The organism is Nostoc sp. UCD121, assembly GCF_014222285.1.
Taxonomy (GTDB): Bacteria; Cyanobacteriota; Cyanobacteriia; order Cyanobacteriales; family Nostocaceae; genus Nostoc.
In genome coordinates this window covers 36,080-62,266 of the sequence record NZ_JACKZS010000011.1, presented here as the reverse complement: position 1 = coordinate 62,266, position 26,187 = coordinate 36,080, and the positions used below count along the sequence as shown (strand labels likewise).

Annotated in this window: 17 protein-coding genes; 12 read left to right on the top strand and 5 right to left on the bottom strand. The window is 42.5% G+C overall.

The features are described from left to right. Positions 1–55: 55 nt before the first annotated feature. Positions 56–2,584 (bottom strand): mannose-1-phosphate guanyltransferase, encoded by a 2,529-nt coding sequence (locus GNF10_RS04315; RefSeq protein WP_114085385.1) that lies wholly within the window; start codon positions 2,582–2,584, stop codon positions 56–58. Between the two features lie 225 nt (positions 2,585–2,809). Continuing rightward, positions 2,810–4,648: a glycosyltransferase gene (locus tag GNF10_RS04310; protein WP_260446151.1), complete on the bottom strand. Its 1,839-nt coding sequence runs from the start codon at positions 4,646–4,648 to the stop codon at positions 2,810–2,812. A gap of 1,158 nt (positions 4,649–5,806) precedes the next feature. On the opposite strand from GNF10_RS04310, the gene GNF10_RS04305 reads away from it, so the two are divergent. From GNF10_RS04305 to GNF10_RS04270, 8 genes are all read left to right on the top strand, one after another. Further along, entirely contained in the window at positions 5,807–6,730 is a 924-nt protein-coding gene (locus GNF10_RS04305) for an energy-coupling factor ABC transporter permease (RefSeq protein ID WP_185581016.1), read from the top strand. Beyond that, on the top strand, positions 6,723–7,376 hold the full coding sequence (locus GNF10_RS04300; protein ID WP_185581015.1) for an energy-coupling factor transporter transmembrane protein EcfT: 654 nt from the start codon (positions 6,723–6,725) through the stop codon (positions 7,374–7,376). Before GNF10_RS04305 ends, GNF10_RS04300 begins: the two co-directional genes overlap by 8 nt. 36 nt (positions 7,377–7,412) lie before the next feature. Continuing rightward, positions 7,413–8,177, top strand: coding sequence for an energy-coupling factor ABC transporter ATP-binding protein (locus tag GNF10_RS04295; RefSeq protein WP_185581014.1), 765 nt, complete (start codon positions 7,413–7,415; stop codon positions 8,175–8,177). Positions 8,178–8,294: 117 nt separating this feature from the next. Then, positions 8,295–8,771: a hypothetical protein gene (locus GNF10_RS04290; RefSeq protein WP_185581013.1), complete on the top strand. Its 477-nt coding sequence runs from the start codon at positions 8,295–8,297 to the stop codon at positions 8,769–8,771. A 194-nt stretch (positions 8,772–8,965) separates the two neighbouring features. Further along, positions 8,966–10,840: an iron uptake porin gene (locus tag GNF10_RS04285; protein ID WP_185581012.1), complete on the top strand. Its 1,875-nt coding sequence runs from the start codon at positions 8,966–8,968 to the stop codon at positions 10,838–10,840. A 137-nt stretch (positions 10,841–10,977) separates the two neighbouring features. After that, positions 10,978–12,141 carry a hypothetical protein gene (locus tag GNF10_RS04280; RefSeq protein WP_185581011.1) on the top strand — a complete coding sequence of 388 codons (1,164 nt, stop codon included), beginning with the start codon at positions 10,978–10,980 and terminating at the stop codon, positions 12,139–12,141. Positions 12,142–12,985: 844 nt separating this feature from the next. After that, entirely contained in the window at positions 12,986–13,642 is a 657-nt protein-coding gene (locus GNF10_RS04275; RefSeq protein WP_185581010.1) for a DUF1361 domain-containing protein, read from the top strand. A gap of 229 nt (positions 13,643–13,871) precedes the next feature. Further along, complete coding sequence (locus tag GNF10_RS04270) at positions 13,872–15,044, top strand: hypothetical protein (RefSeq protein ID WP_185581009.1); 1,173 nt, start codon at positions 13,872–13,874, stop codon at positions 15,042–15,044. Positions 15,045–15,217: 173 nt separating this feature from the next. On the opposite strand, the gene GNF10_RS04265 is transcribed toward GNF10_RS04270, so the two are convergent. Beyond that, positions 15,218–17,566: a putative PEP-binding protein gene (locus GNF10_RS04265; protein WP_185581008.1), complete on the bottom strand. Its 2,349-nt coding sequence runs from the start codon at positions 17,564–17,566 to the stop codon at positions 15,218–15,220. Positions 17,567–18,067: 501 nt separating this feature from the next. On the opposite strand from GNF10_RS04265, the gene GNF10_RS04260 reads away from it, so the two are divergent. Continuing rightward, the gene (locus tag GNF10_RS04260) at positions 18,068–18,526 is read left to right on the top strand and encodes an MgtC/SapB family protein (RefSeq protein ID WP_185591962.1); all 459 of its coding nucleotides are present in this window, start codon (positions 18,068–18,070) and stop codon (positions 18,524–18,526) included. 272 nt (positions 18,527–18,798) lie between these two features. Here the strand turns inward: GNF10_RS04260 and recF are convergent, their stop codons facing one another. Both recF and GNF10_RS04250 read right to left on the bottom strand, forming a co-directional pair. Then, a complete protein-coding gene (gene recF / locus GNF10_RS04255; RefSeq protein ID WP_185581058.1) occupies positions 18,799–19,920 on the bottom strand; it encodes a DNA replication/repair protein RecF in 1,122 nt (373 codons plus the stop codon). Positions 19,921–20,060: 140 nt separating this feature from the next. Continuing rightward, positions 20,061–22,919: a cation-translocating P-type ATPase gene (locus GNF10_RS04250; RefSeq protein ID WP_185581057.1), complete on the bottom strand. Its 2,859-nt coding sequence runs from the start codon at positions 22,917–22,919 to the stop codon at positions 20,061–20,063. A gap of 17 nt (positions 22,920–22,936) precedes the next feature. Here GNF10_RS04250 and GNF10_RS04245 point away from each other — a divergent pair, with 17 nt between their 5' ends. From GNF10_RS04245 to GNF10_RS04235, 3 genes are all read left to right on the top strand, one after another. After that, positions 22,937–23,080, top strand: coding sequence for a hypothetical protein (locus GNF10_RS04245; RefSeq protein ID WP_185581056.1), 144 nt, complete (start codon positions 22,937–22,939; stop codon positions 23,078–23,080). 476 nt (positions 23,081–23,556) lie between these two features. Then, positions 23,557–25,227: a transglutaminase family protein gene (locus GNF10_RS04240; protein ID WP_185581055.1), complete on the top strand. Its 1,671-nt coding sequence runs from the start codon at positions 23,557–23,559 to the stop codon at positions 25,225–25,227. Positions 25,228–25,662: 435 nt separating this feature from the next. Further along, positions 25,663–26,154 (top strand): TerB family tellurite resistance protein, encoded by a 492-nt coding sequence (locus tag GNF10_RS04235; protein WP_185584707.1) that lies wholly within the window; start codon positions 25,663–25,665, stop codon positions 26,152–26,154. The last annotated feature ends 33 nt before the right edge of the window (positions 26,155–26,187 follow it).

Here is a 26,187-nt window from a genome sequence, read left to right as displayed (position 1 = left end):
TTGCGGATTCGTAATTCGTAATTAAAGAATTCAATTACGAATTACGAATTACGAATTACACTTCTGCTGGTTGATATTCTTGTTGTCTTTCCACAAAACTCTGAACACGGGTACGGTAGTTTCTCACAGTCTCATCTACCCATTCGCGATCGTTGCTATTTGCATACAGATGCACCAGTGGTTCGCTAGCATCTGGTAAAACTAACAACCAACTATCATCATAAGGTTGACAAATTTTCACTCCATCAATGAGTTCTAGGTTTTGGGCTGGGTGAGTTTCCACCAAGTAACGCATCAAAGCACCCTTGGCTGTCCACGGACAACGGACTGTATAAGTTTTGTGAATTACACGGGGCAATTCTGACCGCGCAGCAGCTAGCGATCGCTCCTGTATAGTCAACATCTCAATGATCTTTGCAATACAGAACATAGAATCAAATCCCGGATGCAGTTGCGGGAAAATAAAACCAGTCTCTCCACTACCTCCCAAAACCACATTTGGATTTTTTTGACAAGCTTCCATTAAAGCTGTAGGGTTGGCTTTGGTGCGGATTACCCTGCCATCATGACGACGGGCGACTTGTTCAATAGCACTAGAAGCATGAACCGGCACTACTACTGTTCCTCTGGGATTAGCCGTCAGAATCATGTCTACCATGAGTGCTGTTAAAGTTTCCCCACGAATTGGGTAGCCTGATTCATCAACTAAAATCAGCTGTTCTCCATTAGCGGAGACTTGCACACCAAAGTTAGCTTTCAATGCTTCCACTACATGACCTAACTGAGTTAGCAGTCCTTCGCGATCGGTGATTGACATCGCAGATTTATTGACACTGGCATTCAGTACTACTGCATCAGCACCAAATTTATCCAACATTTGAGGTAAAACTGCCCCTGATACCGCATAAACATAGTCAATCACCACTTTTGCCCGACTGTTACGGAGTGTATGAACATGCAAAAGTTTCTCAAAAGCAGTGCAGTAGCGCTCCATAACTTGGCTAGGATAAGATACATCGCCAATTTCATGAATTAGCGCCCGCCGCATATCTTCCTTAAAGTAAGCACCTTCGATTTTCTTTTCCAGGGCTTTGGAAATATTAATGCCCTTAGCATCCATGAATTCAATCAGAATGTAGTCAGGGCGATCGGGGTGGACTCGCACATGGATACCACCAACTACCGACATTGTGGGTATAACCGTGCGGGCGATGGGGATAGCTGTAGCATCGAGGTTTTGAATATCAATACCTACTGACATTAAACCCGCAATGAGCGATCGCGTCACCATCCGAGAGACATTACGCTGGTCACGAGAAACCGTTACTTTAGAACCAGGTTTCAAGGTAGAACCGTAAGCGGATCCCAATTTCACAGCGAATTCTGGGGTGATGTCGATATTCGCTAATCCTTGCACACCACGTTGACCAAATAAATTTCGTTGGGCGGTGTTGCCCCAAATCAAGTTAATGTTTAAAACTGCCCCTGACTCAATTTTTTTACTCGGCCAAACGCGCACACCTGGGCTAATTTGGGCTTCTTCTCCCACCGTGGAAAGCGAACCCACAACAGCAGCTTCTAATACATGGGCGCGGCGGTCTACACGAGCGCCACGGGAAATCACACAGGCAGAAAGATGTGCTTCATCGCCAATAAAGGCCCCATTCCACACTATCGGACGTTTGAGATTGGCATCAGCGCCAATAGTAACGTTATCGCCAATTACGGTTCCGGCTTCAATCTGCACTCTTGCACCGATACGGCAATTGTCACCAATCACAGCCGGGGTTTCAATCACAGCCGTCTGGTCAATATAAGTATTTTGACCTACCCATAACTCATGAGAAACTTCTTTGTAGGCGCAATCAAGATTTACCTTCCGATCTAATGCGTCATACTGAGCTTCCCGATAGGCATCTAAGTGACCAACATCGCACCAATAACCTTGAGCAATGTAACCATACATTGGCTCATCTTTTGCTAGAAGTAAGGGGAATAAGTCTTTAGAAAAGTCACATTCAACGTTTGCTGGTAGATATTCTAAAATTTCTGGTTCGAGAATGTAAGTACCAGTGTTGACGGTATCAGAAAAAATTTCACTACTAGAGGGTTTTTCTAAAAATCGGCTAATTCGTCCTTCCTGATCAGTAATCACCACTCCAAATTCAATTGGGTTGGGAACTCTGGTCAAAATCAAAGTAGCTTTTGACTTATTTTGTTTGTGAAATGCGATCGCAGCCGTGAGGTCAAAATCTGTTATGCTATCGCCGCTAATGACTAAAAAAGTTTCATCCAAAAGTTCGGCAATGTTTTTCACACAGCCTGCTGTACCCAAAGGCTGGTCTTCTTCGACGGCATAAGTCATCTGAACACCAAAGTCGCTGCCATCTTGAAAATAGTCTCGCAAGACATCAGGTAAATAATGCAATGTCGCAATAACTTCTGTAATTTGATGTCTCTTCAGAAGATTGATAATATGTTCGGCAATTGGTCGATTTAGGATTGGCACCATCGGTTTGGGCAGATCACAAGTTAACGGGCGAAGCCGCGTTCCCGAACCCCCTGCCATCAGTACTGCACGCATAAATCCTCCTTAAAGTAGTTACAGCCTTCAGTGCTTGAAAACGTATCACATATATTTTGTTCTTCTTTCTCTAGTCTCCTATGGATATCAATTTTTGAGGAACTTCCACAAGATGCATCTACGTTGGGCATTGGGCATTGGAGCAGAAAAGGAAGGCAGAGGGGCAGGGAGCAGGGAGCAAGGGGGAGAATGAAAATTACCTATTTCCCTTCTTCCCCCTGCCTCTTATTGGCAATGATAAAGTTCGTATTCGTAGCCGTCTACGCTTGGCAAAGATTTAGTATCAGCGACGCATGTTTTGACGGCTTCTGCTACTGGGGCATGAAAGTTTACCGACCACAAGTCAAAAGGTCGTGGTAACGTCTTTAAAGTATTTTCTAGAGCAATGGTGGAAGTATTCGGATCTTGATATTGATGGGCAAGGAGAAACAAAGAATTTTGGGGCGAATTGGCAAGTTTCAACTCCCTAGCTACTCCCATCATTTCCCCAGTGTGTATATAACTTTTGTGAGTAGTGGCAATCAGTACTGGTACTGGGGATATTTGTTGGATGAGTTGCACAAACAGGTCAGGGCGATAATATTTTTGATAGCCGAGATTGCAAATTACTGTGACTGCACTAAAAAATCCCATTAGCCAAATTAACATCACGGCTTTTTTACCGTTTATTCCCCATTTACCTATGTTTTTTATTTCCTTGGGGGGATGCCAACAAACTGCGAGACTTGCGCCTAGCAAGACAACGATCGCAGGATAGTAAACAAAGTTATATCTAGCGCCTCTGGTCAGGTCAATACCCAAAAAGTACGTAAAGATCAAAAATAAAGCGATCGCACTGATCACAATTCCAATAAACACCCGAATCATAATCCCGTTTTCTGGATGCTGTAGTTGAATTTTGATCCCACGCAGCAAAATTGGTACTGCCCAAATAAAGAAAGTCAGCATCACTATTCCAGAAGGAATCACCACCAATAGCTGTGAAGATTCAACTGGTAACAGGGAAATCATTGCAATCAATGTTCCTAAAGCTTGAAAAATCGGGCTTAACCAATCTAGTCCAACGCGCGAACCTCGAATCCACTCGGTCAAAATCCCACGATTTTTATTCTCTAACAAGATTGGTATCCAAATTAAACCCGCCACCAAAGTACCTACCGCAACGGCATAAATGCGCTGCCAGGGAGGAGAGAAGAGGAGAGAAAATTTGGTGCTAGTTTGCAATTGCAGCCAAGCCAGAGAAATCAAAACTACGCCTTCTGTGTAGAGGGTGAAGGTGAAAAAATAATGAGTAGCAATACCTAAAGCATTAATTACTACCCAGGAAAGTGCTACCCATATAGGTAAAGGTGTGCGGTTTTGAATATGACGTGTGGCAATTACTAAGCAGGTGAGAGAACCAATCACCCATAACATTGCCAAAGTATAATGACGTGCTTCTTGTGCTAAAAATACGGCGTAGGGTGATACTGCAATCGTGGCAGCAGCCAATTGCCCCACTAATCGCGAACGAAATGCTACTTTACCTAATACGTAAACACACGGTATTGAGGCCGCACCGAATATCGCAGGTAGCGATCGCGCTGCAAATAGCGATATCAATCCCCCTTCGCTAGGAAATAATTTCATCCACAGGTGGGCCAGCACAAAATACAGAGGTGGATGACTATCTTGTGTAGCTAAGTTATGAACCACATCACCAATACTAGCTGCTGGGTTTGGTTGCAGTGGTTGTAATAAAATATCAGGTGCGATCGCTTGATCTAGGGGTACTGATAAAAAATTGTTACCCAAGCTAAACACCAAGGTGGAAAACTCATCAGTCCAAGGAGACTTTGCTGTCAAGTTAGTTAGGCGTAAGCTAATGCCGATGAGCAACCACATCAAAATCAGCAAAGGGTGGAGCCAGGAAGGTGGGAGGCGAGCTTGCCAATAATTATACCAGTGCTTGTGCTGTGAGGCAGAACTAGTATCTACAATCTGTACACAAGGGTCAGTAGATGTAGGTAGCAACGAGATAATTTTTTTGTAAAAATAAAATGCACCTTTGAAAATAACTCTCATTGCCAGGCCTTATACAAATGGATTTGTAGATTTGACGTTTGAGATTTAAGTTCGTTCTAAAATCTAAGAACTAAAATCAAAATCTCAAATCCCTCGTTGTGATTATTTAACATTAGTGACGCGCTAGCTAAGTTTCATCCCATTTAGGAGAGGATTCAAACCCCTTCTAAATTAAACCTTCTGCCTTCTTCAACTGAATTTTAAGTTTAACCACTATTTTGTGTTACGTATCAACGCTTACACAATTTTTTATCCCAAAAATTCATCAATACTGTACCATTAAGCCAGCGAAGTCAGCAAATATACAGTTGGTCGAGACTATGTAAAGACTTTTTTAGATTGTTATATTAGTTATACTAATCTAAAATCATTAGTTGGTTAATAACTATAAGTTAAAAAAACACTAGGTTACCAAATTTTAAAATTGGTGGTCAACAAAAAAGTAATGAGTACAGATTAAGAACTAATGGAATTCTGAATCCCTGACTTTTCACGTTATGTGGAAAAGTCCACCAAAGACCTAACCCCCTAACCCCCAACTCGTCGCGGGAAGGGGGAAAATTAAAAGTCTCTCTTCTAAAAGGAGAGAGAAATAGAAGAGAGGTTTTCCAGATGCCGTGAAAAGTCAGTTCTGAATCCTGAGTTATTATTGAATCCAGCTAAATTACTTTGATATTTAGCTATATAGTTAAATATTTTTAGGTCATAGTAATGCTGTGTTGTCAGAAAAAATGTAGTTAAAATCAATGAAGCCCTCTTTAAATGGCGATTATACTATCAACCATAAGAGCCGTAAGGCAATTCAAAATCCAAAATGTTCGTGCAGCAGTCTCATAGATAAAAAGCACAATACTAGCAGGCTTTTTGGCATTTACAATGTGCCAATTAAATACATAATATCTTATTAAAGTCAAGATATTTACACTTTTCCAAGAATTTATCGGCATATATAAAAATAAAATTAACAAAAATTAATATTCGTGAAAATTAAGTATACTATTTAGCAGCCATTGGATTGTAAATCTCTCAAAAGTAACAGCATAAAATCCCCCAAGAGGGCATTGCAAAAAAGGTGAAAATTTTGTTTGTTATTAATTTAATGCCTTTATTTATTGCTGGTATTGAGTAAATAAACATCTAAAAAAGACAGGGTAGATCATGCATATTCCTGATGGATTTGTTTCTGTTCCGGTGGCAGGGGCTACTGGTTTAGCCAGTGTAGCAGCACTTTTTATTGCCTTCGAGCGATCGCAAGAAGCTTTTGGTATCCGTCGTGCGCCCATACTGGGATTAACCACTGCCTTTATTTTTGCCGCCCAGATGATCAATTTTCCGGTAGCTGGAGGTACTAGTGGTCACTTATTAGGAGGAACCTTAGCTGCGATCGTTTTGGGTAGTCCGTGGGCAGGAACGTTGTGTATTGCCACAGTTTTAATTATTCAAGCTGTGCTATTTGCTGATGGTGGCATTACAGCCTTGGGAGCAAATATTCTCAATATGGCAGTAGTTGGTGTTTGGGTAGGCTGGATTTTAACCCAAACCTTGCAACGGCTGTTGGGGGGATTTAAAGGGCGTTTACCCCTAGCTGCTGGTATAGCTGCTGGTGTAAGTGTAGTGGTAGCTGCTATAGCTTGTGCTATTGAGTTAGCCCTCTCTGGTACTGCACCTGTAGCCATAGTTTTACCAGCTATGACTGGCGTGCATATTTTGATTGGCATTGGCGAAGGGATAATTACTGGGGGTGTGCTGACTTATTTAGCTACAGCCCGACCAGATTTGTTACCAGGGGAACAGCAGAAATTTCGCGGGTGGTCAGTGCCTATTGTCACCATTTTCTTGATTGCAGGAGTGCTGTCACTCTTTGCCTCAGCCTGGCCTGATGGTTTGGAAAAAGTCGCTGAAAATACAGGTTTCATTGATTTAGCTGCGAAAGTCCGGGTAATTGTGCCGACTCCCTTAGCTGACTATACTATTAAGGGTTTGGGGCCAATTGGTACTAGTATCGCTGGACTTATGGGAGCTACAGTTTGCTTTGCTGTAGCCTTTGGGATTGCCAAGGTGGTGAAACCGAAGAATGCTTAAACTTTCGTTGCCATTACGTTTGCAGCTGTCTCTAGTGATTGTGGTGGGAGCAGCGTTACTAAAATATCATGCTTGGTATTGCTTAGGTGTATATGCCGCGATCGCACTTTTGTGGGCTTGGCTGTTGCGCGTATCAATTCGCCACTTGGGAGGATTACTCGGTACAGAATTGATTTTTTTGTCGTTGCTAGCCTTGCCTTTGGGATGGGAAAGAGCCAGCTTTTTACTGCTTCGTTCGCTGGTTTGTCTAGTTACGATGAATAGTTTTTTGTTAACCTTACCGCCCCACAGCTTTGGTATAGCCCTGAAAGGCTTACCCGTACCAGCACCTTTAAAGGAAAACTTGTTGTTAGCTGGGCAATATATGGAAATTTTGCTCTCAGAAGTAACGCGGATGCAGCGCAGCGCTCAATTACGTGGTCTGAATGGAACTGCGGGATGGTTGCGCTACGCCAGTGCTGCCATGATTGGAGCCTTGTACCTCCGCAGTCTGGATAGGGCAGAACGAGTCTATGGGGCAATGGTAATTCGCGGTTACAACGGGCAATTGCCCATCGATTCTCCTCTCAGACCGAAAGAGCGTTTTGCCGTATTACTAGCTTGTGCGATCGCTGCTACTGTAACCCTAACTTCTTACAAAATTTAACCCAATCCTCACTCCGCAATATTGAGTTTGTGAATCTTGAAATCATTGACATCTAATCCCCAACCACCAACCCACAACCCCCACGCAACTGTCGTTGAAGTTGAGAACTTGGCCTATGCCTATTCTCGCCAGGAGCCAGTATTACAAGAAATTTCTTTTACTTTGAATAAAGGCGATCGCGTCGCCTTGATGGGAGCAACTGGTTCTGGAAAAAGCACCTTGCTAGAGAACCTAATCGGCTTAAAACAACCCCAAACGGGGAAAATTACCATTAATGGCATCCCTTTAGAGCCTAAAACTCTACCCCAAATACGTCGTCAAATTGGCTTTAGCTTTCAAGATGCCAACGACCAACTATTTATGCCTACTATCTTGGAAGATATTACCTTTGGCCCACGCAACTACGGAATCTCAACAGCAGAGGCTAGCGATCGCGCCCGGCAGTTATTAGCTGATTTCGGACTAGAAGCCTACGCTAATCGTTCCGCTCACGAACTTTCTGGTGGACAAAAACGCCTTGCTGCCCTAGCCTCAATTTTAGCCCTAGAACCAACAATTCTAATTTTGGATGAGCCGACTAACGGTCTCGATCCAGCATGGCGACGACATTTAGCGCAAGTGTTGTTAAAGTTGCCAGTGCAGGTGATGTTAATTGCCTCCCATGACCTAAATTGGTTAGGTAGAGTTACACAACGCGCTTTGGTACTGTCTGGTGGTCGAATTCAAATAGACGGCAATATTCAGCCACTTTTGCAAGATGGTGCTACTTTAGACCAGTTAGGTTTGCCCATAGATTGGTAATTTGAAATTGGGGCATGGGCACAGAAGTGGAGTTTAAAGACTCATCCACTATTCTCTCTGCCCATTGCCCGTAATATTAGATACTATATTTTGGGTTTTATTGCTGTTGGGGTGTTAATGTCTGTTTTACATAAATATACTGTTATTGCTCCTGTTAGCCTGAGCATCGCTTTGTTCGTTACCAGTTGCAGCGAAAATAAAGTTTCTCAGTGCCAGCGACTGATTCGAGTTGTAAATGCCGGAACTTCTCTGATTGATAACAATAAAGGAAGGCAAGTCATCACCAGCATACAACTGTCTAAAGATTTAGAATTTGTGACTAAATCGATTAAGGAACTGAATTTAAAAGATCCCAAACTGAAAGAATTCCAAAGCGGTTTTGTCAATATTTTTCAGAATCTTAGTCAAGCGATCGCCAAAGCAGGTAGAGCGCTTGGTGCAACCAAGACAGCAGAAGCTTCAGAATCGGGTAGAGAAAAAATCCAAAAGGCTAGAACCGAAATTGACTCAGCACTGACAACAGCTACAACTCTTGGCAAGCAGTCAGATACGTTAGTCAATCAGATGAATAAGTATTGTAGCCAGCCAGAATAATTTATCTGGGAATTGGGAATTGGGCATTGGGCATTGGGCATGGCTCAAGAATCAATAAATAGTTCTTCTCCCCCTTCCCCCTTCTCCCCCACCACAGCCATAGTAATTTTTATCACTCTTTTTTCATAAATTTTCCTGATATACACCAACTTTGTCTGTCAAAAGAAATATTGGTGTAAGTCAAATGAAATACCATGAGTGATATGAGTCTACTGATGGCGGGTGTGCTAGCAACAGGGCCAATCTCTGCCCTTAATTTACCAGAAAAGCCTGTGATTACGCCAGATAATCTGGTGCAGCAGTCAACGCAAGAAAATTTATCTCAAGTTGTTTCGCCTGCTGAAATTACACCACCTGAATTTGTGCAGCCAGATATAACTACTTCATCAGCTATAAAGCATAAGTACGAAAATATACTTAAAAAAAGCAGAGAAAAAATTCAATTTATAAATTCCCCTAATTTACCTGAGTTAAAAAATACTCAAGCTGTAACAGAAGTTGCACAGAACCAGGAAAACACAGAAGAATTCTCTCTATCTCCTCAGCCTCCAGACTCAGACAGCCAAATGTCTCAAGTCACATCGGTGTCACAACTTAAAGACGTGCAACCTTCCGACTGGGCTTTTAATGCTTTGCAAGCTCTAGTAGAACGCTATGGCTGCATTGCGGGATACCACGATGGGAATTATCTGGGAAACCGCACCATCAGCCGTTATGAATTTGCGGCTGGTTTAAACGCTTGTTTAGAGAAGCTTAACGAAGCGGTCGCTAATAATAAAATTAATACTGTTATTAATAGTGAAGATTTAATCCTGCTGCAAAGGTTGCAAAGCGAATTTAAAGCAGAGTTGCAGCAATTACAGCAGCGTGTTGAGGCTGTAGAAAACCGGACTACTGAATTACAAGCCAATCAGTTTTCCACAACTACCAGATTATTTGGTCAAGCCGTTTTTAGCGTTCAGGGAACCAATAGCCCCGATGTGGATTTGTTTCCTAGAGATGGAGTTCCTGAACGTCAGGGAAAAACCAATCTGACTTTTACAAGTAGTGCCCAATTAACCTTGGCAACTTCATTTACAGGGCGAGATTTGCTGTTAACAGGGCTATCTGCGGGTAATTTGGGTTCTAATGCAGCGTTGCTATCTACCAATATGGGGCGGTTGGGTTTCGAGTCAAATACAGACAACAATCTAGTTGTTAGTGACTTATCTTATCGATTTGTCGTCTCGGATAACTTGGGAATTGTCGTAGGTACGGCGGGAGTCAACCCCATCAACACCTTTCGGGGTATTAGTCCTTTAGAAGGTTCTAGCGACGGTGCAATTTCTCTATTTGGTCAGCGTAACCCGATTTTAAGTATTGGCAACGGCACTGGCGGTATAGGCTTTGATTGGCAAATTAGCGATCGCATCAGTTTGCAAGGCGTTTATAGTGCAGAAATTCCTAGTTTTTCTGGCAACATCAATCAGGGCGGACTATTCGGCGGTAGATTTACTGCTGGCACTCAGTTAAGTTTAGCGCCCACCGATAATATCGATATCGGCGTACATTATCTTTATTCCCACTCCCCAGATGGCTTATTAGGAAGTGGTATCGGCGATTCTCAACTGATTTCGCCTTTTGCAGATGCAACAGCTTTTGATACCCAAGCCATTGGCGCTACCGTTGCTTGGCGAATTAACCCTAACTTGCAATTGGGCGGTTGGGGTGGCTTTACTTCTTCCAAACCATTCAACCTTCCTGGAAGTGTAGAAACTACAAACTGGATGGTGTTCGCGGCCTTTCCCAATTTGCTGCGCCCTGGAAATTTAGGGGGCGTTCTCGTCGGACAACCGCCCAAAATTACTTCGAGTACTTTACCCGATGGCTTCAATTTTCCCAAGTTTTCTGATGGGGGAACCGCAGGCGGACGTAGTGACACATCAATTCACATAGAACTTTTTTACCGCGCCCAACTGAGTGATAATATCGCCCTGACTCCGGGCTTATTCGTCATTTTCAATCCCGATCACAATGCTGCTAACGATACTTTAATCGTCGGAGCATTAAGAGCAACTTTCCGGTTTTAACTTTATACCGATGAAAATGTAATAAAAAGCGCTATTTTCGTACTGACTAATTCAGTATGAAATGCTTGCATCGCCCAATAGAAGGAACGAAAAGCTGCGCGTATTTTTTTATATGTGATTAAAGGAGCAAATTTTTCATGAAATTAGATTCATTAACTAAATTGGGTTGTGCAGTTGTTAGCAGTAGTACTTTAGCCGCAGCCATCATCGCCTCATCTGGAACAACTGCTTTTGCTCAAATCACCATTCAAAGCACTGGTACATTATCAGGTACTATCCAACTTCCCAGCATTAATCCTAATTTCAATGGCAGTACGACTCGTGTTGATACAGATGACGCAGGGACTTACTCACGGAATTTAGGTACAAAGAACAATCCTAATTACGTCCCTGTATACAAGTCAGACTATGTGAAGGTACAAACACGCTCTGATGGTAGCCTGCATTATTTTGTTGACTTTAAAGGCATTCCGATTGTCTCCTTTAATGGCGTTCTGAATTCGCCAATTCTCTCTGGCGGTGAGTTAACACCCTATAAATACCAGGGGAGATTAGCAGGAACCACATTTCAAGGAGTAGTTCAGGATGAATTCAATCTCACAAAAGCCTTATACACTGGTACTGTCACCGATCCAAAAACCGGAAATCAATATCAAGGAACCTTTGAAGTGAGTGGATATGGAGTCCGATATAGCGATCGCAATGGTGGTGCAACCCCCACTGTCTTTGATTTCAAGTCCGATATCCCAGGTTCGCCAAAGGTGACTTCTTTGGAAATGACTAACTCCCCCCTAGCGAGGATAACCATCAAAGTACCTGCAAATGCAACTCTTATAACTCCCACACCAGTTGTTGGTGGTAGTACGCCAACTCCTACACCCGTAGTTAGTGGTAATAGTACACCCACTCCAGCACCAGTAGTTAGCGGAGGTAGTACATCCACTCTCCCAACCATAGTTAATAGTGGAAGTGAATTCACTGTTACACCAATAGTTGATGGTGGAAATGAATTCACTGTTACACCAGTAGTTGATGGTGGAAATGAATTCACTGTTACACCAGTAGTTGATAATGGAAGTGCGATCGCTTCCCCGACACCTACAAGAAGTAATTCTCCGTCACTTTCTACTACACCTAATATGGAATTCAGTAACGGTAATTCCTTAGAGGGTAATCAAGTAATGGTTAACCCTGCAACCCTTGTTCAAGCTGCTTGTTCACAGGATTCTACCAATAGCTGCACAATACCAGCTTCACCCAAACAAGCGATCGGGCCCCGTAGTCGAGTGCTAGTACGTTAGTGATTTGAGAGCTTCTTTTGCCCCCCTTTTTTAAGCTACGGTGTACACACATCTTGCTAATGAAGCACAAATCCCCGATTTACCCCCCTTAATCCCCCTTCCAAAGGAGGGAAATGTCTGCTTTATAAGGGGGAGTTAGAGGGGTCAGAAAGACTTGTGTATACACCGTAGTTTTTTAAGGGGGGTTGGTAGGGTGGTTTTATAAAAGCAGAGAAAAACTAAAACGGGGTTTCAAAACCTCTCCAGAAACGGAGAAAGGTTTGGAGAGCAGTAAAAACCGTGCCACTAAATTAAAAATCTAGACTTATGTATTTTTCTTTCTTTGTATGAAACCACCCCTTTGTTTAAGGAAATCAAAAGCCTGTGAAACGACTCTAGAAGACTTATATGTACAGCATAGCCCTGTAAACTGAATGTAATCTTGGCAAAAGTTTTAAAGTGCTTCTGGAACTCTAGCAGGACAAAATGGAATAAATATGTATGATACCCAGGACAGGGGCAATATTGCAATTAAAAAAGTCCACTAGAAGTTATTCGTGGCGTTTTAGTTGCTCAGGCTTTGTCTCAGTGGTAGATTTTACCCTGATGATTTTCTGGCTATACTAGTGATTTAAGCTGATTGATTGATAAATTCCATTTCCCAGTATGAAAGACATAAAAACTATAAATTTCAGACATAATATTAAGTGTACATTTCCTTTTAAGTAGCACAAAACCCTTGTCTTGTCTTAGAATAAATAAATTTACTTGGTGGTAAAAAACTCATCAGTCAATCACTGAGGTTATTCACACTAACATTACAGAGTCAATCTAAAACAATCAAACATCTTCTGAGTTAGCACCTATGAAAGAAGAATTGATAGCCAGAATTATACAAGTGTTGCAAATTAATATGAGGTGGATGACTTGGAATTTATTTCTGGCTTTTATACCTTTGGTCTTGAGTGTATGGTTATTTCGCATGAGGCGCGGTGGCACTTGGCTTTGGTGGCTAGGATTCTTAGTTTTCTATGCTTTCTTACCAAATGCACCGTATTTGTTGACCGATGTAATCCACTTGATAGATGATATCCGCACAATTCAATCTGTGTGGATGATTACTTTAGTACTCATACCTCTGTATTTGTTAGTAATTCTCGGTGGATTCGAAGCTTATGTAATCTCGTTAATTAATTGGGGTTACTACTTACATCGCATCGGTAAGAGTCAATGGATTTGGCGCGTTGAGTTAATTACACATTTTCTCTGCGCTGTTGGTGTTTATTGGGGGCGATTTTTACGTTTCAACAGTTGGGATTTTATTACTCAACCCGATGCCTTACTTACTAAAGGAGTAGAAGAAATTCTGGGAAAACAACCCTTAGTAATTATTGCTATCACCTTTGTGGTACTTGCAGGTTTGTACTGGATTATGAAACGAGTAACTTTAGGTCTTAGCAAGCCAGGTAATAGAATCGGGATCAAGTCAGAAAGCACTAACTCTAACACGCCAAACATTTGATATTCCTAGCGATTTCAGATTTTAAATTTGGGGTTTTCATTAGTAATTCCATTGATGAATATTGCCTATCAAAAGAAAGATGCAATTAAACCCTCCTTAATGTGAAATAAACTCAGAAGCAAACGGTCGGACTTTGACCACCACCATCTGAAAATAGCGTCCTATCAGATCGTTGAATATCGATGGTCTGATCTGATGTTTTTGATCGCTTTTATAGGAGGGGTATCTTATGGAATTAATCTCTAGAGAAGAAATAAAGACATTAATAGAACAGCCAAAAGGGAATTGTGTTTCAATTTATATGCCAATGCACCCAGCCGGGCCAGAAGTGCGACAAAATCCAATTCGCTTTAAAAATTTGGTCAGGGAGGCAGAGGCTCGTTTAGTTGATGCGGGTTTGGAGGAGAAAGATGCGATCGCATTATTGGAAAAATCCCATGAAATTGATACCCCAGAGTTTTGGGAGCAAATAGGAGAGCAAGGACTAGCGATTTTTATTTCTGACAATATTTTTCGCTATTATCCGCTGCCAATTGATTTTCAAGAGTTGGTCGTGGTTACAGACCGATTTCACATCAAGCCACTGCTGCCAATTTTAAATGGCAATGGTCGCTTCTATATCCTGGCTTTGAGCCAACAAGATATCAGGTTCTTTGAAGGAACACGCTACAGCGTCAAAGAGGTAGAAGTAGAAAATCTCCCTAAAAGTCTAGATGAAGCTTTGCAAAGAGACGATACTGCTAAAGAAGGTCAGTTTCGCATCGCAACATCCAAAGGGGGAACCTCCAATTCTTTTCAGCAACCAGGTACGTTTCACGGACAGGGAAGCCCTGACAGGGATAGACGGCAAGAAGACATCCTACAATTCTTTCAGATTGTCGATCGCGCATTACACGAGAAACTGAAATTGCAAAAAGCGCCTTTGGTGCTGGCTGGGGTAGAATATCTCTTGCCCGTGTACAGACAAGCAAATACTTACCAGCATTTGATGGATGAAGCTATCACTGGTAATCCAGAAATTCTCAGCGCCCAAGAGTTACACGATCAAGCTTGGCCAATTGTCGAGGCTGATTTTCAGAAGTCCCAAGAAGGGTTTTTGGAGCAATTTCACGAATTGTTCGGTGGTGATACTGGTAAGGCATCTAACAAACTCCAAGAAATTGTCTCAGCAGCTTATTACCAACGAGTTGATTCATTATTAGTTGCAGTTGGTCAACAACAGTGGGGTTTATTTGATCCAACCTCAGAAACAGTTTATTTACACCCAGAAAAAGAAACTGGTGATGAAGATTTGTTGGATTTTGTTGCTGCTCATACCTTATTAAATGGTGGCACGGTTTACGCTGTTCCTCCAGAACAGGTTCCATATAGCACCCCTGTTGTGGCAATTTACCGATATTGAGCAAACATTTTGATGGTGTTGTATAAAGGTGATGCTATATACAACACCAACGATGATTACAATTCGCTTTTTTATTCTCTAATCGGTTTAGCTCTTTTCAGTACAACGGCTGTATTTACGTAAGTTTTTGCGCGAAACTGGCTACATAAAATAACAGACGCGATTAATCGCGTCTAATGAATTCTTCGTCGTGCTGCTGCTAAAATTAGGCGTTGTTCAGCACGAGCGATCGCCTGATATGTTCGCTCAAGTGCTTCCGGTTCAACAGAAATGGAAGTTATACCCCATTCCACTAATTTATCGATGATTTCTGGATAGAGGGCTGGTGCTTGACCGCAGATTGAACAAGGTATACCCGCACTTTGAGCCATTTGGATCAGTTGAGCGATCGCACCCATAACTGCGGGATGACGTTCATTAAATACTTTTGCTAGCTGTCCTTGTTCTCGATCCACTCCAAGCAATAATTGGGTTAGGTCGTTTGTACCAATGGAAATTCCGGCTGCACCTGCTTTTACATATTCCGGCAGCAAAAATAGTACACTTGGCACTTCCGCCATCATCCACAATTGAAACTGCGACACCTCGGTTAAAAGAGCTTGCTCAACTTTGCGACGGCAAAAGACAAATTCTTCTACAGTCCGCACAAAAGGTAATAGTAGGTTGACATTGGTGTAGCCAGCTTGCTGTACATTCGCTAAAGCTTGCAGTTCTAATTCAAACACTGCGGGATTTCGTAAATAGCTGAAAGTGCCACGTTCACCCAACATTGACTGGGGCGGAGATCCTAAATTATCACTCAATGATGGTAAATCCTGCGATCGCCAATCTAAAGAACGATAAAAAACTGGTCTTGGTGCAAAAGCACGAGCAAATTGCCTAATCTGCTCAGACCATAACTCTAATAATTCTGCTTGACGACCGCCTAAAATCCAAGTATTGGGATGTTGTCCGTCCAATATATTTAATACCATCAATTCTGAGCGCAATAATCCCACGCCATCCACAGGGAAGCTTTGCACTTGTTCTATTAAACTGGACTGACTCAAGTTAACCAGTAGTTGGGTAGCAATCATGGGTAGATGAGAAGTAAAAGTAGGATAGGGCGCTTTTGGGTTGGGTTGATGTGGTGAAAGAAGTTTTTCTTCTCTCTCTTTCTCCATCTCCTCCTTTGAGTCTCCTTTGATGCGATAAACTTCTCCTCTGTCACCATCAAGCAGTAGTCGTTCGCCCGTTTGGATTAAGGTTGTGGCAGATGTTGCGTTTACTACTGCTGTGATCCTTAATTCTCTAGCAAGAATTGCGGCATGGCTGGTTAATCCACCTTGTTCTGTGATAATACCAGCAACTTGGTGTAGTAATGGTAGCCAATCAGGAGTGATTGTTGGTACTACTAAAATCACATCCTTGGGTAATTGTTCGGGTTTATGTTGTGAATTATTAATTACTAAGGCAGTGGCCACAACACGTCCCCCTGCTGCTCCTAGTCCCCTAATGAATTGTCCGTAGGGAATTACAGATTGGGGAGAACTAACTTGTGTGATGTAGAGCTTGTTAGATGTGGTTTGTTGAGCAATAGTCCATTTAATGGTAAAAGTTTTACCTAGTTCACTTACTAGTTGAGTTCCTAGAGCAATTATTTGTTGTAAATATTCTTCTTGTAAAGCGTACTGTTCTTGTTGGGCTTCTTGAAGTACGTAGGTACTTAGAAAAATATGATCTGGTGCTAGCACCGAGTTAGGTGTGGGTTGCGAAAAAGCTTCAGGTGCTGCATCATTCACACCATAAGCCAGCATTTTATTGCCCAACTGTTGCTCAAGCACAACCCCAGTTGCCTGTTGAATGTAGTAGATATCTGGCTGGACTTCACCAAGAGCGATCGCAATTCCTAATCCCCAAGTAGCCTCAATTTCCCACCCAGAGGAGTTGGCTTTGAGCAAACCACTGGCGATCGCATTCTCAACAGGTTGCACCAAAACTGCTAGATTTATTTGTTGTAGATTAATTCCTGCTCGTTGCCAATATAGGAGACTTCTGGCACGAAATATCTGGCTCCAAGTGCGCTTTAATGCCCAAGCGATCGCTTCAGGTTCGCACTGGCAAAACACCGACTCCAGCAAACCAGATATATTCTTTATACCTGGAGCAGTATTTGATATTGATAAGGTAGGTCGAAGAATCAGACAGCTAGTTTGCCATTCTTTAGCTGCTTGGAAAATTGTACTCACCCACTGCTGCGGCACAGTCGCAGTAAGAATTTCTTGACGCAAGCGACCAGCTACCTGCTGAAGTTGTCGCCAATTAGCAACATCTAGATGTAACGAAGAATGGGGTAAGTCAGCTACTAATGACTCTGAACTATTGAGATTTTCAAGAAATTGCCGCAAAATTTCTGCCGAAACGACAAAACCAGGCACCACCGGATAGCCACGCTGCATGATTTTGCTCAAGTAAAATGCTTTGTCACCTACTTTGGCGCGGTCTTGTAATTTAATTTGGTCTAGCCAGTAGAGTTTGTCCACTCAATTTGTTAGTTGTCTATTTGTAGCCACAGGCATTTCCTTCTGGTACGTTATCAGCCGTAAATCCACTGACTCTCTACTATGAGGAGTTTCCAGTATTTACATTTAATTTGCTGACTTTATTAGTGGTTAATTGCTAGTGGTCTGTCTCATTAATTTTCCTGGGTTGCCAGATCCCCGACTTCTTAAACAAGTCAGGGATCTGAACACCTTAACCTTTCAGAAATTGCCTATTAAGCCAAGATTAAGTTCAAAAAACAAAGCAGATGACTAGATGATATAAACTTTCAATTACATCCGTTTAATTAGACTCTACCAATATAAAGAGTAAAATATTTTTGCACTATTTTGTAAAAAAATTAATAATTAACCTAGTACACTCTGGGGAAATTTGCCAACCTTTAACAAAGGTATTTTTTCCCAAGTCTTGTTAATTGAGATGGTAACTGCATTTCCCCATGCTGTACTATGTATATAAAATTATTTACACCAGACTAAACATTGCCAAACACTTACTACATTGCAACTAATGATTGGCTAAATATCAGCTTCAGATTATGCTTTGCGTTATTTATAGGAGCGATTATCGGCTTAGAACGCCAAATTAGCCGCAAACCAGCCGGTTTAAGAACTCACACGCTGGTGAGTCTAGGTTCAGCTGTGTTTACCTTGATAATTATGCAAACAGCAGGGCTGCAAAATAGTCCTGATGCACTTAGCCGCGTCATTCAAGGAATTTCAGCAGGTGTAGGATTTCTCGGTGCTGGAGAAATTGTGCGCCAATCTTCTCAAGAATCACAGCGACTTGAAATTCACGGACTCACATCAGCAGCAGCTATTTGGGTTTCGGCTGCATTGGGAATTGCTGCCGGTTGTGGTTTGTGGCAGTTAGGATTGATTGGTACTCTGCTGACTTTTCTGATTCTCAACGTTTTTAAAAGGTTAGAAAAACATCAATAAATAATAGAAAAAATTAGGATTTCAGCCTAACTCATAAATATTAACTATTGTCAATCACCCATTTTTAAAGAAATAAACGGTTAATAAATGCCTTTTTAACTTCTTGTCTATGTGTTTTCTAGTTGTTTATTAGTTAAATAAATGACCTTTAAACCTCAGATGTGCAGAGAAGCCAGTACGTTGCAGGGGTTCTCACCGTTGTAGCAACTGGCGCAACACAGAGAGAGAAGAGATTTTAGAGTCATCTTGAAAGGGCTAATCCTAAATCATTATTAATTTGGGATTATTTCTCCTGCTTTCACAAAAAGAATTTGGGAGGACTTCAACCACTGGGAATCAAAAGAACCCAAGTGAGTGGTAGTAATTAGGGTTTGAAAGCGGTCTTGAATAGCATCAAGCAATTGATTTTGACGGGATAAATCTAGTTCGGCAAGAACATCATCAAGTAATAGCAATGGTGGCTCTTTGACGACTTCTTCAATTAATTGTAATTCGGCTAATTTTAAGGCTAGAACCAGGGTTCGTTGTTGACCTTGAGAACCGTATTGACGAGCGGGTGTCTGGTTAATAGTTAATTCTATTTCGTCTCGATGGGGGCCGACAAGAGTAGTACCTTGGTGCATTTCAGCAACGGCTCGCTGCTGGATTTTTGCTAAAAAAGCTTGCTGCACTTCTTCTGGATTGTTATCCTCTGAAGGAATATTAGGCACGTAATTGATTTGCAGAATTTCTGTACTGCCGCTAATACTGGCGTGCCAAGCACTAGCAATAGGAGCTAATCTTTCTATGGCGCGATCGCGTCGTCTAATTACTCTGGTTCCTGTGGTCGCTAACTGTGCATCCCACACTGCTAGTTCTGAGTGTAGAGACGTTGCATCCAAAGTCTCTACATGGCGTTTTAAAAAGGCATTGCGCTGGCGTAATACATGATTATACTGCTGCAAAATGTGAGCATAAACTGGTTCGAGTTGAATTAAGAGTGTATCCAACCAGTTGCGGCGACCTTCCGGGCCGCCGCGTACTAGGTCTAAATCCAGGCTGGAAAACTGCACTGCGTTGAGAACGCCAAGAAAATCCATTTGACGGCGGATAGATTCACCATTGAGAGCAACGCTCCGGCGACCATTGCGCCGGAGCGTTAAGGTAAGCTCACTAACGCCTGTTTGTCGCTCAAGGGTGGCATTAATTTGGGCTATAGCTTCCCCTTCTTGAACCAAATCGCGATCGCGGGTCATGCGGTGCGATCGCAATGTCGCCAGCAACTCCACCGCTTCCAACAAATTCGATTTTCCCTGAGCGTTATTACCTACCAAAATTGTTTTGGCAGCATTAAACTCAACCTTTTGGTCTTGATAATTGCGAAATTGTCGTAGATTTAGAGTTTTCAGGTACATAGCAGGGATTGGGAATTGGAAATTGGGAATTGGGCATTAGGAAGGATGGAGAAAAATAAGAAGTAAAAGACTTAGAGGGGTAGAAGAGAATAACCAATGCCCCATTCCCCATTTCCCATTCCCAATTCCCCATGCCCAATTTACACAGCCTTCTTGCCCATAATCCGCAGAAATATCTTCTCCGCTTCAATCCAGACAAACATTAAAGCACTGAAACCAATACAAACGCCCAATTCCTGCATATTCAGGTAGTGAGTACCAAAGAAATCTCGCAGGGGTGGGACATAAACTAGCATCAACTGCAAAATCGTGGTAACGACAACAGCCGCTAATACAAAGATATTGGAGAAGGGATTCATTTCGATGGCCAGTCGGTTATTGGAGCGAATAGCGATCGCATGTCCCATTTGGGCAATACACAAGGTAGTAAATACCATTGTTTTCCAAGCTTCGGGATTGCCCTGATACCCAGCAGCATGGGTGTGTTGATAAGCCCACCACATTAAGGCAATGCTGATAATGGCAAATATTATCCCAATGCGAATCATGTAAGAACCTAATCCCCTGGCGAAAATACTTTCGCGGGGACTAAAAGGCGGACGTTGCATCACATCCGGTTCTGGAGGTTCCACAGCTAATGCCAAGGCTGGTAAACCATCTGTCACCAAGTTCATCCAGAGAATTTGTAACGGGGTAAGGGGAACGCCTCCTAAACCAATTAAGGGTGCAGCGGCAATTGTCAGAACTTCACCAATGTTACTGCCCAAAATGTATTTAATAAAGCGGCGGATGTTGGTATAAACAACTCTACCTTCCTTGGTGGCACTAACAATTGTAGCGAAGTTGTCATCAAGTAATACCATGTCACTGGCTTCTTTACTGACATCAGTGCCAGTAATGCCCATTGCAATACCGATGTCGGCTTGTTTGAGGGCTGGGGCATCGTTAACACCATCGCCTGTCATTGCCACAAATCTGCCCCGGCGTTGCAGTGCTTGGACAATCCGCAGTTTGTGTTCTGGGGAAACCCTGGCATAGATGCTCACCAAGTCAACGTTTTGCTCTAATTCCTCGTCACTCATCCGTTGCAATTCTTGACCTGTGAGGACGCGATCGCCTTCTTGGGCAATTCCCAAGTCGGTCGCGATCGCTCGTGCTGTTAATTGGTGGTCGCCAGTAATCATCACTGGGCGAATACCTGCTTCTCGGCATTCTTGGACTGCTGCCCTTACTTCTGGGCGTGGCGCATCCAGCATTCCCACCAATCCCAGCCACACTAAATCTATCTCAGATGCTTCATCTGAACCTTGCGATGGAATTTCTGTGAGAGGCTTGTAGGAAAAACCTAGTACTCGTAGACCTTTACTCGCCATTAGGTCATTTTGTGCCAAAATGTTCTGGCGTTGTTCTTCCGTCAAGGGGCCTGTGTCATTGCCCAAATGAATTTGAGTGGAACGTGCCAAGATTAACTCTGGAGAACCTTTGGTAAACATTAAATAAGGTTCAGATTGGAGAAAACCGGCGATCGCTGGGTCAATGCCTCTCGAAGATACGTCACCTGTAGCGACTCCCTCCACCTGAGAAATCACGCTCATCCGCTTGCGTTCCGAAGAAAAGGGGAACTCAGCAACGCGAGGCAACTTACTGTTCCACTGGTCTTTTTCGATTCCGGCTTTTCCCGCCAGGGTAACTAATGCCCCCTCTGTCGGATCTCCCAAAATTGCCCATTCACCTTGTTCTTTTTGCAACACTGAATCATTGCAAACAGCACAGGCGACTGATAACGCGGAAATTTCTGGAGACTCCTCTAAGGAAATTTTTTGACCATTTAACTGAAAGTCCCCTGTGGGAGCATAACCTTCGCCGGTGACGCGAAAAGTTTTGTCATTGGTATAAACCGATTGCACGACCATTTTATTTTGAGTCAGGGTGCCGGTTTTATCAGAACAGATAGTGGTTACGGAACCTAATGTTTCTACTGCTGGCAGTTTGCGAATCAAGGCATTTTGGCGCACCATTCGCTGGGTTCCCAGTGCCAATGTAACGGTAATTACCGCAGGTAAACCTTCTGGCACTACAGCAACCGCCATACTCAAGGAAACTTCCAAGAGTTCTTGGATGTTACTAAAGCCTCTTGCTTGGATCACACCGCCGACGACAACGATCGCCACGAGAATTAAAGAACCCGTAACTAGGACATTACCCAGTTGAGTCATGCGTTGCTGTAACGGCGTAGGTTCACTTTCCACCGCCTGCAACATGGTGGCAATTTTGCCTAGTTCTGTAGTCATGCCGGTGTTAGTCACCAGAACCTTACCGCGTCCTTGGACTACTTCGGTTCCTTGATACACGACATTAAGGCGATCGCCTAATGATGTTTCCTCTGGCAATTTTAGTGATGCCTGTTTATTCACCGCTTCGGCTTCACCAGTCAATGCCGATTCACGCACTTGTAAATTAGACTGTTCTATTAAACGTCCATCCGCAGCTATCTGCATTCCAGCTTCCAGCAGCATTACATCCCCTGGAACTAGTTCCTTGGCTGCTATCTCCACCAGTCTGGTGTCGCGGATGACCCGTACTAAGGGAGAAGTCATTTTTTTCAGGGCTGCCAAGGCTTTTTCGGCACGGCTTTCTTGGACATAGCCGAGTATGCCATTGAGAATCACAATTGCTAAGATAGCGATCGTATCTTTAAATGGCACTTCACCGGGCTTCAAATCGCCCGCCCGCAAAGCCACCAGGTCTAAAATCCCAGAAATCAGAGCTACGCCAATCAGCATCAACAACATAATGTTCTTGAACTGATCTAGCAGAATTTCCCAAGCACTACGGCCAGCAGTTTCTTCAAGTTCGTTGGGGCCGTATTTTTGCAACCTCTGTTGAATTTCTTGGGGTGTTAAGCCACTGTCTGCATTACTATCGAGCAGTTCTAGTGCTTTATCAACTTCTAAACTATGCCAAACGGCGGCACCTTCAGGCAGAGAATTAGCAGACATCGTGTAGGTCACAGCAAATGGTTACAAAATTCGATCATAATTTAGTGATGGCAGGAATTCCATCTTCTAAAGTTACATTAAGGCGATCGCCTAGATATGTGAAGGAGACAGAAGGAACTTTTCAGTTGGGGATTAGACCCCAAATGAATTTAAGTCATTGAAGTCACTGAACCATCGTTAATGGGGTCTTTAACCCACGCTTGCTCTGGTGGCAACAGTTCAAGAGTGAGAACATTTTTTCTGCTGCTTTTCTTCATAAATGTATATGTAATTCTTAACATTTGTAAATCTTCCTATTTTGACATAGTATTATTTCTCACGAAAGAGTTGATCGGAACACATTTTATCGATAATTATGAGTAATAGAGCTTTGAAGCTTTGTTACAGAGGATATGTCACAATTAATTTTAGGCTGCCATTCCTTTCATTTCATCCCGTAGTCAATAGCCAGGATGTATGGCACGATTGCATTTCTTCATTTTTAATTTGGCGAAAAGTTGAGCCAGTCCCTTGCGTATTTCGCCGCTCAAGTAAACTGGAGTGCCATTAGGGTTTTCTAATCTAGCAAACTTTTCCAGCTGAATTTTTAATTTTGAATTACCCAGGCGTGCTAAACCATTCAATAAATATGCTTAATATGAGTTTTGCACTCCCCACTTTGACCGTTAGCCAGATGTTTGGGCAAAAAACAATTCGACCGCTTACTGCTGCTACCCTGTGTGGCATTACTTTCATTAAAGATAGACTCATTGCCATTGACAGTATTAAAGGTCATCTACTGGAGATTGATCCCACCTCTGACAACAGCAAAATTCTCAATCCCCATCAAGTTAAAGAATTTACCGATGTCACTGGTTTAGCGGTATGGGAAGATTCCCTATGGGTGAGCCGAGAAAATAGTGTTTACTTGTGCAAGCTCAATGCTTTGGGTCTGGAACATTTTGTGACATTGCCTTATCCGGCTGACGGCGTTGCTGTTTGGGAAACAACAGTTTATGTCAGCTGCCAACGGCTGGGCTACATTTTGGTTTATGACCGCGAAACACGAAAAGAGATTACCAGATTTTATGCCCCTGGAGTTGGGATAGAGAATTTAGCCGTCAATCAAGAAATGCTATGGATTTGCGATCGCACCGAACAATCAGTGTACGCAATGGACAGGGCCACAGGAGAACTTCAATTTAGTGTCCTGACACCCTTTGAATGTCCTACAGGCATCGCCATCCATAAAAACGGGGAAACAGGCGAAGAAAGTATCTACGTTGCCTACGCATCAGAGGAGCCTTATATCCGGGATAACCCCAATGCCGATCCGAGTCATGAATTAACATTCCGCGATCGCACTTTTATTCATCCCCTGCATTATCATTACCAGCCAGATAAGCGCTACGCCCTCTCTAATGGCTATCTCATTGAAATGTCTTATGCTGAGGAAATTGCACCCTTAGACGAGGTGTATTTACCTGATGTAGAATGGCGCATCGCCCTACCATCGGAAACTGAGCGTCAAAAGGTGAAACACGTTGAACCAATTGGTATACCCTTTACCGAAGAAGTGATAGAAGGGCAACGTGTAGCAGTCTTTAAATTTGATTCTCTTGCTCCAGGTGAACGGCATATATTTGGCTGGAAAGCACTTGTGGAAGTCCGAGGAATTAAGTATCGCATCACACCTAGAGATGTTGAAGATATACCTGAATTATCTCCAGAATTACAAACACGCTACCTAGTAGATGACGACGATTTAGCAATGGATACTACCATTGTTCGCCGTGCCGCCAGAGAAGCAATTGGTTCTGAAACCAATGTACTGCGAAAAATGCACAGCATCCGCAACTACGTATACGATCAGTTATCTTACGGTATTAAGCCTTACATTGACACGCCAGATATAGTTTTAGAACGGGGCGTTGGTTCTTGTGGCGAATATGTCGGCGTTTTACTTGCCCTATCCCGTTTAAATGGTATCCCCTGCCGCACCGTAGGTAGGTATAAATGTCCTCCCCATAGTGACTTACTAGGAGTACCGCTACAACCCGACTTTAATCATGTTTGGTTGGAGTTCTACGTTCCAAATTTTGGTTGGTTGCCAATGGAATCAAATCCTGACGATATAGGTGAAGGTGGGCCTTATCCGACGCGCTTTTTTATGGGCTTATGCTGGTATCACATTGAAATTGGCAAAGGTATCACTTTTGAAACGGTGACAAGTCAAGGTGCGCGGCTAACCAAAGAAGATATCCCCATCGGTGATTTAGCGATTAATCATATTCGGTTCACAATTCTTAAAGAATTACCGCCTTTTTAAATTAGGACATCGGGCATTAGTTCAGAGTTGAATTATCAATTACATTGCTAAATTATCAATAAACCCAGGTTTTTTCGTTGAAATACCTGGGTTTGGCTGTGCTTATGCATCTCGAAGTAGTGTATTTTCTTTTTTGGTCTTAGAACTTTACAAAATTGCGTTACTCGCCTCTTTTACCAGAGGCTATATTTTTAGCTACTTGTAAGAAAATTAGTCAAATAATTTTCTTACCTGTCTTAACTGTCTTAACTGTCCTTGCATTTTTATTTTGATGCTGAGAATATAAAAAGGCATCTATAAAAATAGTAAGATATCAACAATTTATGGAGGAATTTAATTGGTAAACACTAATTAAATTCCTCGATAACAATTCTTAAATTTTATAGATAGCATTTGCCAAATAGTAAATTTTCAAAATAATCAAAGAGGTAATTCATGAGCAATCTTAAAGAAGCAATACCTGCTTCAGAATTTATGAAAAAGAACTTAGGTATTTCAGAAGCTCCTGCTGAAGCGTACCTTAACTACGGATATGCACTGCTTGCTATTGCCGGAGCTGATGGAAAGGTTTCAGAAGCCGAACTTAATTGGTTACTAAATCATCAGCGTATAGTTGGCGCTCCCGAAGAACTAATAGAAAAATACAAAACATTTGACTATAAAAATGCTGACTTAGAAAACCTGCTGAGTAAGATTAGAGTTGATGTTTCTAGTTGGTCGAAATCAAGGTCATTGTTGTATCACGCAATTCAAATGTCCCGTGCCGATAATGATTACTCAATTGAAGAGCAAAAGGCTGTAAAAAAAGCAGCTAAACTGCTGAAGGTTGAAGATGATGTTGCGCTTGCTCTCAATAGGTTGATAGAAACAGAAGAAGCAGTAACTGCATTACGTAAGGCACTACTACAAACAGAGGTTTTAGCTTAAAGGTATTGCAGAGAGTAGTAGCGTGTCAAGGCT

What these genes read in the sequence shown, in the direction of transcription:
- GNF10_RS04315 (WP_114085385.1), bottom strand. Translation starts at nt 2,584, where the DNA reads ATGCGTGCAGTACTGATGGCAGGGGGTTCGGGAACGCGGCTTCGCCCG.
- GNF10_RS04310 (WP_260446151.1), bottom strand. Translation starts at nt 4,648, where the DNA reads ATGAGAGTTATTTTCAAAGGTGCATTTTATTTTTACAAAAAAATTATC.
- GNF10_RS04305 (WP_185581016.1), top strand. Translation starts at nt 5,807, where the DNA reads ATGCATATTCCTGATGGATTTGTTTCTGTTCCGGTGGCAGGGGCTACT.
- GNF10_RS04300 (WP_185581015.1), top strand. Translation starts at nt 6,723, where the DNA reads ATGCTTAAACTTTCGTTGCCATTACGTTTGCAGCTGTCTCTAGTGATT.
- GNF10_RS04290 (WP_185581013.1), top strand. Translation starts at nt 8,295, where the DNA reads ATGTCTGTTTTACATAAATATACTGTTATTGCTCCTGTTAGCCTGAGC.
- GNF10_RS04285 (WP_185581012.1), top strand. Translation starts at nt 8,966, where the DNA reads ATGAGTGATATGAGTCTACTGATGGCGGGTGTGCTAGCAACAGGGCCA.
- GNF10_RS04280 (WP_185581011.1), top strand. Translation starts at nt 10,978, where the DNA reads ATGAAATTAGATTCATTAACTAAATTGGGTTGTGCAGTTGTTAGCAGT.
- GNF10_RS04275 (WP_185581010.1), top strand. Translation starts at nt 12,986, where the DNA reads ATGAAAGAAGAATTGATAGCCAGAATTATACAAGTGTTGCAAATTAAT.
- GNF10_RS04270 (WP_185581009.1), top strand. Translation starts at nt 13,872, where the DNA reads ATGGAATTAATCTCTAGAGAAGAAATAAAGACATTAATAGAACAGCCA.
- recF (WP_185581058.1), bottom strand. Translation starts at nt 19,920, where the DNA reads ATGTACCTGAAAACTCTAAATCTACGACAATTTCGCAATTATCAAGAC.
- GNF10_RS04250 (WP_185581057.1), bottom strand. Translation starts at nt 22,919, where the DNA reads ATGTCTGCTAATTCTCTGCCTGAAGGTGCCGCCGTTTGGCATAGTTTA.
- GNF10_RS04245 (WP_185581056.1), top strand. Translation starts at nt 22,937, where the DNA reads ATGGTTACAAAATTCGATCATAATTTAGTGATGGCAGGAATTCCATCT.
- GNF10_RS04240 (WP_185581055.1), top strand. Translation starts at nt 23,557, where the DNA reads ATGAGTTTTGCACTCCCCACTTTGACCGTTAGCCAGATGTTTGGGCAA.
- GNF10_RS04235 (WP_185584707.1), top strand. Translation starts at nt 25,663, where the DNA reads ATGAGCAATCTTAAAGAAGCAATACCTGCTTCAGAATTTATGAAAAAG.